We start from the raw sequence: 16,586 nt of genomic DNA on the forward strand, positions 1-16,586 counted from the left end.
TGATACAGGTTAGCGTCCGAGGCCGTGTACCGACTCGAGGGCCTATCGGCCTCGGATGATGCGTCGCAGTTTCCCCACTCTGGTCGCGATTTCTCGCTCGGCACCGTGTTCGGTGGGCTCGTAGTAGTTCACGCCCACCAGCTCGTCCGGTGGGTACTGCTGCCCCAGCACGCCGCCGGGACTGCTGTGCGGGTACCGGTATCCGACGGCGTTTCCCAATCCTTGCGCTCCCTTGTAGTGGCCGTCGCGTAGATGCGGCGGCACCGATCCCGACTTGCCCGCCGCCACGTCGGCCATCGCCGCACCGAGTGCGCCGATCACCGCCCCGGACTTGGGCGCGGTCGCCAGGTGGATCGTGGCCTGCGCCAGAGCCAACCGCGCCTCGGGCATCCCGATCATCTGCACCGCGCTGGCAGCGGCCGTCGCGGTCTGCAAGGCGGTGGGATCGGCCATCCCGATGTCCTCGCTGGCGTGCACCACCAGACGCCGCGCGATGAACCGCGCGTCCTCGCCTGCCGTGATCATCCGAGCCAGATAGTGCAGGGCGGCGTCGACGTCGGACCCTCTGATCGACTTGATGAACGCACTGATGACGTCGTAATGCTGGTCCCCGTCGCGGTCGTATCGCACGGCGGCCTTGTCGACACTGGCTTCGACCGTCGCGAGGTCCAGCGTTCCGTCGGTCGCGGCACCCGCTGCCGCCTCGAGAGCCGTCAGCGCTCGGCGGGCGTCGCCGGCCGCGAGACGCACCAGGTGATCCATGGCGTCCTCGGCGATGGTCACCGCGCCGTCCAATCCGCGCGGATCGTTGGCGGCACGAGTGAGCAACAACTCGATGTCCTCGGATCCCAGCGGTTGCAACTGCAGCACCAACGACCTGGACAGCAGCGGAGACACCACCGAGAACGACGGGTTCTCGGTGGTCGCAGCCACCAACAGCACGATCCGATTCTCGACGGCGGCGAGCAGTGCATCCTGCTGCGTCTTGGAGAACCGGTGCACCTCGTCGATGAACAGCACGGTCTGCTCACCCGAGAGGAGTCGGCGTCGCGCCAATTCGATGACGTTACGCACTTCCTTGACTCCGGCCGACAGGGCCGACAGCGCCTCGAACTTGCGTCCGGTCGCCCCAGAGATCAGCGACGCCAGCGTCGTCTTGCCGGTTCCCGGTGGACCGTAGAGCATCACCGAGGACGCACCGGAGCCCTCGACGAGCCGCCGCAGCGGTGCGCCGGGAGCCAACAGATGAGACTGCCCCACCACCTCGTCGAGGGTCGTCGGCCGCATTCGCACCGCCAGCGGGGCGTCGGGCCTGACATAGGCGGACGTCGGACGGGATTCGGCGATCGTCGCCTCCGGTGCCGCAGGACTGTCGAAGAGTCCGTCCTCGCCGAACTCGTCGCTCCCCGAGATGTCCCCGCCCGAGATGTCACTTCCGAAACCGCTGCTCACCGGTCGAACGCTACCGATCCGACCGCTGCGAGCGCGAACGACGTCTTTCTCAGCGCTCCCACTTCGTCCGCAGAGCGGTTCCGACCGACGTCGCGTACTCCGCGATGCCTGTTTCGCCGACGCGCGCCGCACTGTCCGCCAGCACCGCCCACCGCGAGATCAGTGCCTGCGACCGCGGAACCGACAGGTGGTGCGCCCGCGCGGCTGCGATGCGAGTGTGGTCGTCGGGCAGGAACCAGTAGGTGCTCAGCCACACCCAGATCAGACGCGCGTCGAGGATCTTGCTCGCCAGGGCGGTGTCGTCGGCCAACGCAGGCCAGATGCCCACCACTTCCGCGCGCCAGGCGTCGATCATCGCCTGCTCGCGATCGTGCGAGAGCTCGAAGCTGCACAGGCAACCGGGGAACGACGCCAACGCGTAGGTGATGTCGAGGGTGGCGTCACGGAATCCGCCCCACTCGTAATCGAGGAATCGCACGCCTTCGTCGTTGACGATGATGTTGTCGGGGCACAGGTCGGACGGGCTGAAGGCACGGAAGGCTCCGTGCGCGAACAGCCGTCCGCTGCGAGAGACGCGATCGAGAATCGCATCGGGGGTGGCTCCGACGCCCAGGAGATCGGTCAGCATCCCTGGAACCTCGGCGAGCGCGCCCGGTATCTGGGCGGAGATCCCGTCGGTCGAGTCCGGTTGCCCCACCCGACGCAACAGAGCGGCGAAGTCGTCCTCGCGGCCGACGGTGGCGGCGTGCATGCGGCCGAGTGCCTGGGCCATGGCCATCAGAGAATTGGTCACCGCGGCTTCGTCGGAATTGCGCAGCAGAGTGGTGATGGGACTGGCGTCGCCGAGATCGCTGAGCACCAGCAGCCGCGCATCGAGATCGTAGGCGTGCAGCTCGGGTCCTGGCCTGCTGTCCGTGGCCAGGGCGTTGGCGAACTGGTACGAGGCCGCCTCGCGCAGGAACGCACTCGAGCTGGAGATGTCGGCGAGCTCAGCGGGCTGTCCGGATTCGGCAGGCAGGTCGCGGACCTGCTTGATCACCAGGGTGCGGGGAAGTTGAAACGGGTTCTCGGAGACTCGGACTCGCAACACGATCGCTTGGCCGCTACCCCCCAGGTTCACCGGGTCGATCAACGTCACCGGAGCTCCGGTGCGTTTGGTGAGGAGTCGCTGAGCTGCTGCTACTACCTCTGATACAGGGTCTGCCAGTGTTGCGGTCATCGATGTCCAAGCTACCCGTTCGGTGCGTTCTGCTGTGCTGTGTCGACGACTACGAATGAGACACGATTGTCCGTTTTGCGGCATTTTTCGTTCTACATCCCCAGATTCGACCAGATGGTCGGTTACCCCCGAGCCATCAGATTATGCCGGGTTCGCTACAGCGGTGCAACGTCCACCGACACGGCGATGGTGCTCTCCTCCGCCTCGGTGTAGATCACCCCGCGCAGTGGAGGTACATCGGCGTAGTCGCGTCCCCACGCCACGGTCGCGTACCGCTCGTCCACCAATTGATCGTTGGTGGGATCGAAGGCCAGCCAACGATCGTTCGGCATCCACACCGCAGCCCACGCATGGGTCGCGTCGACACCGATCATCCGCTCCTTGCCGGGCGGAGGTTCGGTGGCGAGATAACCCGACACGTACCTCGCCGCGAGACCCTGGGACCGCAAGCACGCGATCGCGAGACGAGCGAAGTCCTGACACACTCCCGATCGCGCGGCGAGCACGTCGACCACGGTGGTCGAGACCGTCGTCGAGCCCGAGAGATAGCGAAAATCGGTGAAGATCCGATGCGTCAGATCGACCACGACGTCCGCCAGAGGACGACCCGGCCAGAAGCTGGGTGCGGCGTAAGCGCGTACCTCGTCGGTGATCTCCGGGGTCGGCAGATCCAGAGCGAACTCCACAGCCGACGCGCGAGCCGGATCGGCAGGCACGTTCGCACCGAACAGCGCCATCCGAGCTGACTCCCACGACGCCGTCGCCGGCCACGACGTGGTTTCGTCCGCCGGGCGCGGATACACCTCCACGAGAGAATCCGCCGTCACCACCAGTTTCTCGTGGTCCTGGGTGACGTGGAAGTACACATCCTCGTTGCCGTAGACGTCGACACCGAAGGATTGATCGGTCGGTGCCGGCTCCACCGTGACCGACTTCTCCACGCAGTGCTGCCCGTCCATGTCGCGCGGAGCCAGGAATCCACGGCCGTAGGACGAGGTCACGCGGTCGGAGTACGTGTAGGTGGTGATGTGCTTGATTCGATACCGACGACTCATCACCGCACCCCGTTCGCAGATCGGATGTTCGAGCTGCCCCACAACGGCTGCGTGCCGCCGGGCAACGACATGTGCGTGGCGAGGACGACGCGAGACAACTCCTCGAGTGAGTCGTGGATCCCGTCCACCAGTTCGAGCAACTCCACCCGGCGACCGTTCGCGTCGACCGACTCGAGATCGCCCGGGTCGACCCGTCGCAATCGCACCCGCATCTGCTCGACGAGCTGCTCGGGCCGTGACGTGCCCGAGGCATCGGGCAACGAACCCAGATCGTCCCGAAGCCGGTCGAGCTGGTAGACCAGCGCTCGCGGGTTGCCTTCGTCGAACAGCAACAGCTGCGCGACGGCCGCCGGACGCGCGCGCCCACTGTTGCGTCTGCGGTAGATCACCGAGGACTCGGCGGCGGACAACACCGAATCGATGACCGCCTGTTCCGTGGACGGGGTGAGAGCGTGACTCAGGGTGGCCGAGAGCAGCGCAGTCAGCTGCAGACCACGCTCGATCCGCTTACCGGCGTCCATCAGGTACCAGCCCGCGTCTCGCACCATCGATTCCGACGCCAGGCCGGCCAAAGCGAGCAGACCACGCAGCACACTCGACTGCGACGACGCCAGTTGCGCGCCGTTGTGAACTGGTGACTCGGCCAGCTCCTCCAGCGCGGTGTCGATGCGGTTCAGAACCGCCCAGGTGTCGTTCGAGAGCTGGTCGCGTACTGCGCGCGCCGCTTGCTGCATCCGGTCCACCGATTGCGCCAGCGAACCCATACGGCCCGTCGACAGCATCAGCGAACGCATTTCCACGGTCGCGTCGCCGTGGTTCTTCTCGTCGAGGAACCCCGGCCAGGTACGCGAGACCTTCGTGACCGCTTCGAGCAGGATCGGCAGACTGTCGCTGCCCTCGAGCCACGGCATCGAGCGGTAGTCCTGATTGCGTTCGCGCGCAGCGATCAGCAAGCGAGTCATGTCCTCGGCACGTTCGCTGTAGCGCCCGAACCAGAACAGATCACCGAGCACACGCGGAGAGCTGACGACATCGACGTTGGACGCGGCGTACTGCGGCAACTCCTCCACCGTGGCGGGAGGGGTGTGCGGAGCGGAGTCCGCCGGGGTGACCCGTTCCACCGACTTGACCCACACGTCCTTCGACGCCACCGTGATGAGCGGATCGGTGACCGGCGCGGTGAGCACCACCTGCCCCAGGCCGCCGCGCATCGGTGTGTACCCACCCCGTTGCGCAACCGTGAACAGCCGCATCCCCACCTGCGCAGGGGCTACCGCCAACTGCGACCCCGACTCGCCGTCGATCGACGAACCGACCGGAGCCAGCGAGAACTCGGGGACTTCCTGCCCGGTCCACTTCCACGGCTCGGCCACGATTCGATCCCACAACTCCCTGGCTGCGACGTCGGTGAGATCGTGCCCCACCACCGTGCGACGCGAGGTGGTCGACCGCAGTACCAGCGAACGCAGCCGGCTGCCGATGTGCGAGAGCTGATTCGGGTCACCGCCCCAGTAGGTCCGTACCGAACCGAGAATCAGATCCTCGTCCAGCAGCGCACGGCTCAACGCCGGAAGCAGCGGAAGCAGAGCCGGGTTCTCGAGCACACCGCTACCGAGGGTGTTCACCACGCTCACGGCCCCGCGGCGTAACACCTCGACCAGACCGACGACACCCAGGTGCGAATCCGGACGTAGATCGAGTGGGTCCGCAAACTCGGCGTCGACTCGGCGCAGCACCACATCCACCCGGCGCAACTTGCCGAGCGACCGCATCCACAGACAACCGTCACGGACCACGAGATCGGCATTCTCCACCAGCGGAAAACCGAGAACCGTTGCGAGATAAGCCTGATCGAATGCCGTCTCGGAGTGCGAACCAGGACTGAGCACCACCACGACCGGATTTTCGGCCGACGCGGGCGCAGCATCGCGAAGCGCCAGGCGCACCGCGCGTGCGAACGTCGAGAGCGGCCTCGGATTGCTCGCCTGGAACAACTCGGGCATCGCGCGAGACATCACCCGTCGATCGGCGAGCGCGTACCCCACTCCCGACGGTGCCTGCGTGCGGTCGGCGACGACTCGGAAGTCACCGTCCGAACCTCGGGCGACATCGGCGGCATGCATGAACAGCTGATGCGGCCCCGGAATGGTGATCGCGTGCGCAGTGCGCAGATAACCCGGATTACCGAAGACCAACTCCGGCGGAATCAACCCCCGACGAACGGTTTCCTGGGCGCCGTAGATATCGGTGAGCACCGCGTCGAGCAGCATCGACCGCTGAACCAAACCGGCTTCCAGACGATCCCACTCATCGGCCGCGACCACCAACGGAACACTGTCCAACCCCCACCGAACAGCACTGGGCAATGCCTCGCTGCCACCCGACGGCGGAATGGGGTTGTACGTGATGCCGTGGTCGTCGACCAGACGGCTCACCCGCGACTGCAACGTCTGCATGGCACCGGAGCCGGCCTCACGCATACCGTCGACCAACTCCGCCCAATGCGGACGAACGGCGTCGTCGGCGTCGAGCAACTCGTCGAACCGGTCGACGCGACCGCTCACGGCCTCGCGCCGACCGCGGTACGCGAGCCACGGCGACCCGGCACCACTCGAAACACCGTCGTTCCTGCCGGCTCCACTCGAGACATCGTCGTTTCTGCCGGCTCCACTCGAGACATCGTCGTTTCTGCCGGCTCCACTCAGGGTGGTATCCACGGGCACCATCGAGCCGTTGTTCCTTCCGTCGGTCGATCACACTCCGCCGCCGGGCGGCTCCGCTTGCTGCGGACCCACCCGATACGCGTCGGACCGAGATCGCTACCGGTCGACTCGTTCTCCTGTGCAGTCGCGTCTCAGGACGTGATGACTCCGGTCCGGCGCAGGTCGAGCATGCCGGGCGCGGACACATCGATCGCTTGGCGAGCGTGCATCTCGAGCAATCTTGCTACGTCCACCTTCCCCGAGGTGAACCCGCCCTCCTCGAAGCGGCCGTTGCGGCGAGCCTCGGCTTCGACCGAGTTGACGGGAGGCCCCTCGTACGAGCGCCCGCCCGGATGCACGACGTGGTACGAGCATCCACCGACTGCGCGTCCGGTCTGCATTTCCACCAGGTCGAAACGCAGTGGACTCTGCACCTCGATCGTCGGGTGCAGAGCGCTCGGCGGCTGCCAGGCGCGGTAGCGCACACCGGCGACCTGAACGTCCTGACGCTCGGTGCGCACCATCGGTACCGGCACACCGTTGCACGTCACCATGTATCGGCCCGCGTCGGCTCCGGCGACCCGAACCTGGATCCGCTCCACCGAGGAGTCCACGTACCGCGCGGTGCCGGAGGACGTCGACTCCTCGCCGAGGGTGTTCCAGGGCTCGATCGCGCCACGTAGTTCGATCTCGGCATCGCCGACCACGGTGGTGCCGATCCGCGGGAATCGGAATTCGGTGAACGGATCGAGCCAGCTGGTGTCGAAGTCGATACCGTGCTCACGGAGGTCCTCGGCCACGCGGCCGATGTCGCTGATCACGAAGTGCGGAAGCATGTATCGGCCGTGCAGATTGGCACCGTGCCGGATCAGCGGAGCCTCGAGCGGGGTGTCCCAGAATCGCGAGACCATCGATCGCACGAGCAGTGACTGCACCATCGCCATCTGATGGTGCGGCGGCATCTCGAACCCGCGCAGTTCGAGCAATCCGAGTCGGCCGCGGGTGGAGTCGGGGCTGTAGAGCTTGTCGATGCAGAACTCGGCGCGGTGCGTGTTGCCGGTGATGTCGGTGAGCAGGTGCCGCAGTGCTCGGTCGACCACCCAGGGCGAGGCCGATCGATCGGCCCCGGTCAGTCGCTTGATCTCGCTGAATGCGACCTCGAGCTCGTAGAGCGATTCCTCTCGACCCTCGTCGGCGCGAGGTGCCTGCGAGGTGGTGCCGATGAAGCGGCCCGAGAACAGGTACGACAGCGACGGGTGCCGCTGCCAGTGAGTGAGCAGCGACACCAACAGATCCGGTCGACGCAGAACGGGTGAATCGACCGGCGTCACGCCGCCGAGAGTGATGTGGTTGCCGCCGCCGGTTCCGCGGGTGGTGCCGTCGTTGTCGAATCCTTCGGTGCTCAACCGGGACTGGCGAGCCTCGAGGTAGAGACGCTCCATCAGTTCGTTCTGTTCGGCCCACGAGGAGGTCGGTTGCACGTTGACCTCGATCACACCGGGATCCGGTGTGACAGTGAGGGTTTGGATACGCGGATCCGACGGCGGGCCGTAGCCCTCGATCACGACGGGGGTGTCGATGGTCGACGCCGCCTGCTCGACGCGTGAGACGAGGTCGACGAAATCGTCCAACCGATCCATCGGCGGCATGAACACGTGCAGGATGCCGTCACGGACCTCGGCGACCAGAGCGGTGACGGCGGTGCCGCCGACCCTGGACGTCTCGTCGACCAACTGCGCGTACCGCGACTCGGCCGGGTTCACCGCGCGCGGCGGCTGCTGCGTGAGCTGCGGTGTCGGCAGATCCGGCTTGGGGGCGGTGGGGTCGGCCGGGTTCTCGACCGGTCCCCCGTCCCAGGAGATCGCTCGCAGGGGCAGCCGCAGGCCCGCAGGAGAATCGCCTTCCAACAACACGATTCGGCCACGGCGCAACTTCCAGTCCGAGCTCTCCCAGCCGGACCCGTCCTCGGTGCGCGAGATGGGCAGCACGAATGCCGCCGGCTCGTCGGTGCTGGCATCGAGCCGTTCGAGCAGTCGCTTCCTGGCGTCCGCGGAATCGGCTCCAGGTTCGAGGTCGTCGTCGTCGGCGGGCGGGTCACCGTAGGGCTGACGAACCAGGTCCAACAGTTTCACCAACGGGTCCTCGTAGGCGGGACGCGCTTGTGAGGCAGGCAGTCCGAGAGCCTTGACCAACTCGTCGATCAATTCCTGCGACGCCGAGTTGTCCACCGGTTCCGGGCGCAGATCCTCTGCCAACCAGGGATCGGCGATCAGGTCGGAGTCGTGCCACAGGGCTTGACCATCGGTGCGCCAGAACAATCCCACTTGCCACCGTGGCAGCGGCTCACCCGGGTACCACTTGCCCTGACTGCGTTGCACCAGGCCGTCCGGTGCATAGATGGTGCGAAGCCGTTCGGCGAGCACACTTGCCAGCTTGCGCTTGTGTGGGCCATCGGCCGTGGTGTTCCACTCGGGCGCTTCCTGATTCTCGATCGCGACGAATGTGGGCTCCCCGCCGACGGTCAGTCGAATGTCCTGATCGAGCATCCGCTTGTCGATCTTCTCGGCTGTCGCCTTGATCGACTCCCACTGTTCGGCGGTGTAGGGCAACGTCGTTCGCGGATCCTCGTGGACGCGTACGACGGTGTTGGAGAAGTCGAGTTCGGCCTTGCACTTGCTCGTGGCACCGGAGATCGCGGCGGCAGTCGACGGGTGTGGCGTCGCCGACAGTGGAATGTGACCTTCGCCGGCGAACAGGCCGGAGGTCGGATCCATCCCGACCCAGCCCGCACCGGGGAGATAGACCTCGGTCCACGCGTGCAGATCGGTGAAGTCCTCCACCGGCCCGGACGGGCCGTCCAAAGACTTGACGTCGGAGGACAACTGAACCAGGTAACCCGAGACGAAGCGCGCGGCCAGACCCATCTGACGCAGGACCGACACCAGCAACCACGCCGAGTCGCGGCACGACCCGACGGCGGACGTCAGGGTCAGATCCGGGGTCTGCACTCCCGGTTCCATCCGCACCGAGTACCCGACGTCCCCCATCACGGCTTGGTTTGCCATCACGAGAAAATCGATGGTGCGCAACGACTCTCCGCGTTCGACGACGGCTGCCTGTAGCTTCTCCACCCATGCCGAGACCACCGGGCCCGGTCCTGATCCCGCCTTGCCCTCGTCCACCGGGCGCAGGTACGGCTCGAGGTCGGGAAGGTCGTGCTCCTCGTACGCGAACCCGAAGTGCTCGGCCCATTCCTCGACGAAGAAGTCGAGGGGGTTGATCGACGCCATGTCCGCGACGAGTCCGACGGTGATCGACAGGTGGTCGGTTCGCTCGGGGAAGACCACCCGAGCGAGGAAGTTTCCGAACACGTCCTGCTGCCAGTTGACGAAATGCTCCGCCGGTTCGATCTTCAGCGAGTACGCCTCGATGGGAGTACGCGAATGCGGTGCCGGTCGCAGCCGAATCTCGTGCGGAAAGATCTTGACGGTGCGGTCGAATTTGTAGCTGGTGCGGTGTTCGAGTGCAACCTTGATGCCCACGGCGAGCCCCTCGTGATAGTCCCGGTATGGGTAGAACACCCAACCCTAGTAGGACCGGGCCCGGTGCGCTCGGCGAGAAATCGTGTCCGAAATGTGCCGACCGGGCAGGCGCGTAGTCCTTGACACCCCCTTCGTGGTGCGGTTCGCTCAGCGAGAATCGAGTACTCGTTCGACGCACGTCACAGTTTGCAATCAAAGGGAATCTCGTGAGCGACAATCCATCCGACGGACCGCACTACGGCTCCGATCCGAACCGACCCCAGTACCCCACGAATCCAGCGTCCGGCTACCCGCCACCCGGCAACTACCCGCCCCCGGGCAACTATCCACCGCCGCCGGTCGGCGGCAACGCGGCCTTCGGCATGGGTTCCCCGCTGCCCGGCGGCGCGCAGCCCGGCAGCCTCGGAGCACGGTTCGCCGCCCGCTTCCTGGATGGGCTCGTTCTCGCGGTCGTCCAGTTCATCCTGTACGTGATTCTCCCGAGCGGGTTCTTCGGAACTGTGCTGCTGAGCCTCGCGTCCGCACTCCTCGGCTTCGCGTACTTCACGCTGCTCGAGTCCTCGCGCGGCCGGACCCTGGGCAAGCAGCTCCTCGGTCTGCGAACCCTCGGCGCATCGGGCGGACTGCCCACCCAGGCCGAAGCGGCCAAGCGCAACGCCTTCCTGCTGCTGAACGTGGTACCGCTGCTCGGCACCTTCCTGGTGATCGTGGCGTACATCGTCATTGCGGTGACCATCAACTCGAGCCCGACCAAGCAGGGCAAGCACGACGAGTTCGCCGGCGGAACCCAGGTCGTCGCCATCTCGTAAACCCCATCCACGCACGAGCGGACCTCCGACACACGGCGGAGGCCCGCTCGTCTGCGTCCGGGTGTTCAAGGGCCTCGACGCCCCGAATGACCCCATTGCTCCCGACCACAGACCAGGAGAACGACGTTGAGCGACAATCCGACCGGCGAACCCCGGCCCGGCGAGGGATCCGATCCCGACCGCACCGACACGCCCAACACTCCCCCGCCGAGCACGGGAAACACCCCGCCGACTCCCGGCGGTCAGTACCCACCCCCGACCGAAAGCTACCCGCCGCAGGGCAACTACCCGCCGCAGGGGAACTACCCACCGCAGGGCAGCTACCCACCGCAGGGTGGCTACCCGCCTCCCGGCAACTACCCACCGCAGGGGAACTACCCACCGCAGGGGAACTACCAACCGCAGGGCGGCTACCCACCTCCCGGCAACTACCCACCGCAGGGTGGTGCACCCGGCGGCTATCCACCGCAGGGTGGTGCGTACCCGCCGCCGCCCGGCACCTATGGAAACCAGGGCTACGGGCAGACGCCACTGGGTCCGAATCCCGGACGGCTCGACGTCGGGGCAGCGCTGAGTTACGGGTTCGACAAATTCAAGGCCAACGTCGGCCCATGGCTCGGAATCACCGCCATCGTGTGGGCCGTGACGGCTATCGGTCTCGCCGTGGTCTTCGCGTCGACGTTCACCGCGGCAATGGTGGCAGCCGACAGCGGCGACACGACATTCACGGCCACGACATCCGGGGTGGCCGTCGTGCTGACGGCGATCATCACGTTCGTGTCGTATTTCGTCAACGCCGCGTACGTTCGAGGTGCGCTGGACGAGACCGGTGCCCCGCAGAAGCCGTCGTTCGGTAGATTTTTCCAGCTCACCAACGTCGGCCAGATCGCCGTTCTCGCACTGATCTGGACGATCGTGAGTGTGGTGGTCAGTTTCATCCCGTTCCTCGGAACGGTCGTTCTGATCGTGATCGGCTTCCTCGCCAATTTCGCACTGACGTTCCTGATCGATCGCAATCAGACGGCGATCGAATCCATCAGATCGAGTGTCGACCTGACCGTGAAGAACTTCGGTCCCGTGGTGTTGCTCCTGCTGCTGCTGGCCGCGATCAACATCGTCGGTGCGCTGCTGTGCGGTCTCGGTCTGCTGTTCACCATCCCGATCTCGGTGATCGCAACCAACTACGCCTACCGCGTACTGACCGGTGGGCCGCTGTCCCCCGCACGCTGACCTGCCCGACAACAGACGACTGTCCCCGTAGCGCACAGCGCTACGGGGACAGTCGTTTTCGAAACTTCTCAGGCCTCGGCCGGTTCTTCCTTCTTCTCCGGCTTGAAGTCGACGCCCGATTCCTTACGCTGCTGCGGGGTGATCGGGGCGGGCGCGTCGGTCAACGGGTCGATGCCGCCACCGGACTTGGGGAACGCGATGACCTCGCGGATGGAGTCGACGCCGGCGAGCAGCGCAGTGATGCGGTCCCAACCGAACGCGATACCGCCGTGCGGCGGTGCGCCGTAGGAGAAGGCGTCGAGGAGAAAACCGAACTTCTCCTGGGCTTCTTCCTTGCCGATACCCATGATCGCGAACACCCGTTCCTGAATGTCCTTGCGGTGGATACGAATACTGCCGCCGCCGATCTCGTTGCCGTTGCAGACGATGTCGTAGGCGTAGGCCAGTGCGGATCCGGGATCGGTGTCGAACGTATCCATCGACTCCGGCTTCGGCGACGTGAAGGCGTGGTGCACGGCAGTCCACGCACCGGATCCGACGGCCACGTCACCACTGGCGGTGGCGTCGGACGTGGGCTCGAACAGCGGAGCGTCGACGACCCACACGAATGCCCATGCCTTCGGGTCGATCAGGTCGAGCTTGCGAGCGATCTCGCCGCGCACGGCACCGAGCAAGCCACGTGATGCCTTGATCGGGCCCGCGGAGAAGAAGATCGCATCACCGTTGTTCGCGCCGACGTGCGCGGCGAGGCCGTCACGCTCGGCGTCGGTGAGATTCTTGGCAACCGGGCCACCCAAGGTGCCGTCCTCGCCGACGAGCACGTAGGCGAGGCCTTTGTGGCCACGCTGCTTGGCGAATTCCTGCCACCGGTCCAACTGCTTGCGGGGCTGCGATGCACCACCGGGCATGACGACGGCACCGACGTACGGGGCCTGGAACACTCGGAACGTGGTGTCGGAGAAGAAGTCCGTGCATTCGACCAGTTCGATGTCGAAGCGGAGATCGGGCTTGTCCGAACCGTAGCGACGCATCGCCTCGGCGTAGGTGATCCGTGGAATCGGAGCCGTGAAGTGGTGGCCGACGAGCTTCCACAGCGACGCCAGGATCTCCTCCGCCAGGAGGATGACGTCGTCCTGGGTGACGAAGCTCATCTCGACGTCGAGCTGAGTGAACTCCGGTTGACGGTCGGCGCGGAAATCCTCGTCTCGGTAGCACCGGGCGATCTGGTAGTAGCGCTCGATACCGCCGACCATGAGCAACTGCTTGAACAGCTGCGGGCTCTGCGGCAGAGCGTAGAAGCTGCCCGGCTGCAACCTCGCCGGCACCAGGAAGTCGCGGGCGCCCTCGGGAGTGGATCGCGTGAGCGTCGGAGTCTCGACCTCGACGAACTCGTGGTGCGCGAGTACCGAGCGGGCTGCTGCGTTGACGTGCGAGCGCAGGCGAATGGCGTGGCCCGGTCCCTCGCGACGCAGATCGAGGTAGCGGTACTTGAGCCGCGCTTCCTCGCCCGGCTGGTCGTCGAGCTGGAACGGCAGCGGCGCGGCCTCGGACAGGACCTCGATCTCGGAGGCCTCGACCTCGATCGCACCGGTGGGGATCTCGTAGTTCGCGTTGCCCTCCGGACGACCCTCGACCTTGCCGGTCACCTTCACCACGTATTCGGCGCGCAGGCGGTGGGCCTGCTCGAGTGCTGCGCCCTCACGGAAGACGACCTGGGACACACCGGACGCGTCGCGCAGATCGATGAAGATGACGCCGCCGTGATCGCGTCGGCGGGCCACCCATCCCGTCAGCGTCACGGTTCGGTCGACGTGCTCGGGGCGTAATGAGCCGGCGAGGTGGGTGCGCAGCACGGGTGTCCTTTCGAGAAAAATCCGCTGATCGTGTTGTTCGATCCTCGATCCTACGGAGCACATCGCCGTAGAAGGAAACGAGATCGCAACGCGGCATGCGAAGCTGAGGCCGACAGTGGCGGTATCGGTTCGCATCACAGATGCGCGCTCGGCGGAGGGGAACTCCAGCATGACGTTCAGAGAAGGCTCGCAATCGACACCAGGCCGAGTCTCCGTCGGTGGCAGCGGAGGGGGTGGCGGACGCGGCAAGTTGGCGATCGGAGGCGGCGCGGGTGGACTGGTCGTCATCGTCCTTGCCCTGCTGTTCGGCGGCGATCCCGGCGCGATCCTGAACCAGATCAGCGGCGGCGACAGTTCCGCCGGCCAGAACGACTCCGGGTCGTCCGGAACGCTCGACTGTGACGTCACAGAGGCGAACAGCAACGTCGACTGCCGGGTGGATTTCACGGTGGCGAGCCTCGATACCGTGTGGGAATCGCAGCTGCAATCGCAGACCGGCGTCGCCTACGTCCAGCCGGCCGTGAGATTGTTCTCCGGTTCGACCGGCACCGGCTGCGGCAACGCCACCAGCGCCGTCGGGCCGTTCTACTGCCCGGCCGATTCCACCGCCTACTTCGACACGAGTTTCTTCCAGGTACTCGTCGACCAGTTCGGCTCCAGCGGCGGACCACTCGCACAGGAATACGTGGTGGCGCACGAGATCGGCCACCACATCCAGAATCAGCTGGGCGATATCGGACGCGCGCAGGCCGATCCCCAAGGACCCGAGTCCGGTGGCGTCAAGGTGGAGTTGCAGGCCGACTGCTACGCGGGAATCTGGGCGCACTACGCAGCCGAGACGGTCGACCCGAAAACTGGAGTCCCCTTCCTCGAGCCGCTGACCGCTACCGACATCGACGACGCACTCTCGGCGGCGTCGTCGGTGGGCGACGACCGCATCCAGCAGGCATCCACCGGCCGCGTCAACCCCGAGGGTTGGACGCACGGTTCTTCTGCGCAGCGTCAGGCATGGTTCACCGCGGGCTACGAAACCGGACAGGTGGCGGCCTGCGACACGTTCTCGGCACGCGACCTGAACAACCCCTGATCATCCAGCTCAGAACAGGGTGAGAGCCGGCCCCGAGGTCACCGGTGCTCGGGGTTCGGCGGGCTCGTTGGCGGGCAGCGAGCGGGTCTGCTCGGCGGCGAACCCGTAGGTGTCGAGCAGCGGATCGATTCTCGCTTTGAGCCACTGCTTGTACTCCGGAGTCACATAGGCCCCGTGTCCGTAGAGCTGACGGTATCGACGCACCAACGCGGGGTGCTCCTTCACCAGCCAGCTCATGTACCAGTCCTTGGTGCTCGAACGCAGATGCATCGGCAGCGCCGTCACGGTTGTCGCACCCGCCTCTGCCAGGGCACCGATGAGGCCGTCCAACTGCTTGGCCCCGTCGGTGAGAAACGGAATCACCGGTGCCACCAGAACGCCGCAGTCCAGGCCCGCGTCGCGGACCGCACGAACGAGATCCAATCGCGCTCGTGGACTGGGGGTTCCGGGCTCGAGCTGCTTCTGCAGGTCGGCATCGTGAATGGCCAGGCTGATGCTCACCTGCACCTCCACCTGCTGCGCAGCCAGCGTCAACAGGGGCAGATCACGCCGCAGCAGTGTGCCCTTGGTGAGAATGGAGAACGGCGTCCCGGATTCGGCCAATGCTCGAATGATCCCCGGCATCAACCGATATCGCCCTTCCGCGCGCTGATAGGGGTCGGTGTTGGTCCCGAGCGCCACCGGCTCCCGTTTCCACGACCGGCGCGCGAGTTCCTTGCGCAGTACCGCAGCAACGTTCGTCTTCACGACGATCTGCGAGTCGAAGTCGTTGCCGGAGTTCAGATCCAGATATTCGTGCGTCGGGCGGGCGAAGCAGTATCGACATGCGTGCGAGCACCCGCGCATCGGATTGACGGTCCACGAGAAGGGCACCTGAGATTCGCTCGGCACTTCGTTCAGAGCGCTCTTGCACAACACTTCGTGGAAGGTGATGCCCTCGAACTCGGGCGTCTGGACGCTGCGGACCAGTCCCGATCGCTCGAGCCCCGGTAGCGCCCCGTCGTCCGCGGCATCGAGAGTCTGGCCGGCCCATCGCATGCACACAGTCGAACATTTGTTCTATGTCGTGTCAAGGGCGGCTCTCCCCCGCGGATCCCCGCTCGGGCATGGTCACCGGAAGGCGATAGCGTAGGTCCCCAGCCGATCCTAGGAGTGCACCACAAGTGACCGCCCCGAACACACCGACCCTCGAGCCGATTCTGCGTCTCGGCCTCACCCTCGGACCGGGAATCGACATCGGCTCGGTGCCGGCCGGTGAGCGGGTGGTCACCACCGTGCTCGGCGGCGCAGCTCCCGGCCCCGACATCGAGGGCACCCTCGCCGCCGGGTCGACCGTCGTCAGCGTGACGCGGCCCGACGGATGCACCGAGTTCAGCACCGACCTCGTCCTGGAGTTGGCAACCGGCGGTTATCTCTCGCTCGACTACCGCGGAGTTCAGTTCGGGCCGGCCGAGGTGATCGACGCTCTGAACGATCCCGAGCGTGAGGTGGACCCCGCCACGTACTACTTCCGCGGCACCCTTCGCGTGTCGACCGCGGTCCCGAAGTTCACCTATCTCAACCGTGCGCTCGTCGTCACGTCCGGATCTCGCTCGGCCGAAGCCGTCGTACTCGACGCATTCCTGGTCACCTGATCC

General features: G+C 65.9%; 11 protein-coding genes. 4 read left to right on the plus strand and 7 right to left on the minus strand.

What is annotated here, in order from left to right; all coding sequences use genetic code 11:
- Nucleotides 1-42: 42 nt before the first annotated feature.
- From CH296_RS22925 to CH296_RS22945, 5 genes are all read right to left on the minus strand, one after another.
- Entirely contained in the window at nt 43-1,452 is a 1,410-nt protein-coding gene (locus CH296_RS22925) for a replication-associated recombination protein A (RefSeq protein WP_254924105.1), read from the minus strand.
- Between the two features lie 49 nt (nt 1,453-1,501).
- Entirely contained in the window at nt 1,502-2,671 is a 1,170-nt protein-coding gene (locus tag CH296_RS22930) for a kinase (protein ID WP_094685798.1), read from the minus strand.
- 155 nt (nt 2,672-2,826) lie between these two features.
- Complete coding sequence (locus CH296_RS22935) at nt 2,827-3,726, minus strand: transglutaminase family protein (protein WP_045199773.1); 900 nt, start codon at nt 3,724-3,726, stop codon at nt 2,827-2,829.
- Nucleotides 3,726-6,452 (minus strand): circularly permuted type 2 ATP-grasp protein, encoded by a 2,727-nt coding sequence (locus tag CH296_RS22940; protein WP_256980548.1) that lies wholly within the window; start codon nt 6,450-6,452, stop codon nt 3,726-3,728. Before CH296_RS22940 ends, CH296_RS22935 begins: the two co-directional genes overlap by 1 nt.
- A 128-nt stretch (nt 6,453-6,580) precedes the next feature.
- Nucleotides 6,581-9,970 carry a DUF2126 domain-containing protein gene (locus tag CH296_RS22945; RefSeq protein WP_094685946.1) on the minus strand — a complete coding sequence of 1,130 codons (3,390 nt, stop codon included), beginning with the start codon at nt 9,968-9,970 and terminating at the stop codon, nt 6,581-6,583.
- 206 nt (nt 9,971-10,176) lie between these two features.
- On the opposite strand from CH296_RS22945, the gene CH296_RS22950 reads away from it, so the two are divergent.
- Both CH296_RS22950 and CH296_RS29070 read left to right on the plus strand, forming a co-directional pair.
- The gene (locus CH296_RS22950) at nt 10,177-10,779 is read left to right on the plus strand and encodes an RDD family protein (protein WP_254924107.1); all 603 of its coding nucleotides are present in this window, start codon (nt 10,177-10,179) and stop codon (nt 10,777-10,779) included.
- 126 nt (nt 10,780-10,905) lie between these two features.
- Complete coding sequence (locus CH296_RS29070; RefSeq protein WP_179277798.1) at nt 10,906-12,009, plus strand: hypothetical protein; 1,104 nt, start codon at nt 10,906-10,908, stop codon at nt 12,007-12,009.
- Nucleotides 12,010-12,077: 68 nt separating this feature from the next.
- Here CH296_RS29070 and aspS read toward each other — a convergent pair whose 3' ends face one another.
- Nucleotides 12,078-13,862 carry an aspartate--tRNA ligase gene (gene aspS, locus CH296_RS22965; RefSeq protein WP_094647959.1) on the minus strand — a complete coding sequence of 595 codons (1,785 nt, stop codon included), beginning with the start codon at nt 13,860-13,862 and terminating at the stop codon, nt 12,078-12,080.
- Nucleotides 13,863-14,031: 169 nt separating this feature from the next.
- On the opposite strand from aspS, the gene CH296_RS22970 reads away from it, so the two are divergent.
- Complete coding sequence (locus CH296_RS22970) at nt 14,032-14,949, plus strand: neutral zinc metallopeptidase (RefSeq protein ID WP_094630111.1); 918 nt, start codon at nt 14,032-14,034, stop codon at nt 14,947-14,949.
- Between the two features lie 9 nt (nt 14,950-14,958).
- Here CH296_RS22970 and CH296_RS22975 read toward each other — a convergent pair whose 3' ends face one another.
- Nucleotides 14,959-15,987 carry an Rv2578c family radical SAM protein gene (locus CH296_RS22975; RefSeq protein WP_094630041.1) on the minus strand — a complete coding sequence of 343 codons (1,029 nt, stop codon included), beginning with the start codon at nt 15,985-15,987 and terminating at the stop codon, nt 14,959-14,961.
- A 125-nt stretch (nt 15,988-16,112) separates the two neighbouring features.
- Here CH296_RS22975 and CH296_RS22980 point away from each other — a divergent pair, with 125 nt between their 5' ends.
- Nucleotides 16,113-16,583: a DUF3237 domain-containing protein gene (locus CH296_RS22980; RefSeq protein ID WP_032397972.1), complete on the plus strand. Its 471-nt coding sequence runs from the start codon at nt 16,113-16,115 to the stop codon at nt 16,581-16,583.
- The last annotated feature ends 3 nt before the right edge of the window (nt 16,584-16,586 follow it).

This window comes from Rhodococcus sp. 14-2496-1d (genome assembly GCF_002259365.1).
Taxonomy (GTDB): Bacteria; Actinomycetota; Actinomycetes; order Mycobacteriales; family Mycobacteriaceae; genus Rhodococcoides.

What these genes read in the sequence shown, in the direction of transcription:
- CH296_RS22970 (WP_094630111.1), top strand. Translation starts at nt 14,032, where the DNA reads ATGACGTTCAGAGAAGGCTCGCAATCGACACCAGGCCGAGTCTCCGTC.
- CH296_RS22935 (WP_045199773.1), bottom strand. Translation starts at nt 3,726, where the DNA reads ATGAGTCGTCGGTATCGAATCAAGCACATCACCACCTACACGTACTCC.
- CH296_RS22940 (WP_256980548.1), bottom strand. Translation starts at nt 6,452, where the DNA reads ATGGTGCCCGTGGATACCACCCTGAGTGGAGCCGGCAGAAACGACGAT.
- CH296_RS22975 (WP_094630041.1), bottom strand. Translation starts at nt 15,987, where the DNA reads ATGCGATGGGCCGGCCAGACTCTCGATGCCGCGGACGACGGGGCGCTA.
- CH296_RS22930 (WP_094685798.1), bottom strand. Translation starts at nt 2,671, where the DNA reads ATGACCGCAACACTGGCAGACCCTGTATCAGAGGTAGTAGCAGCAGCT.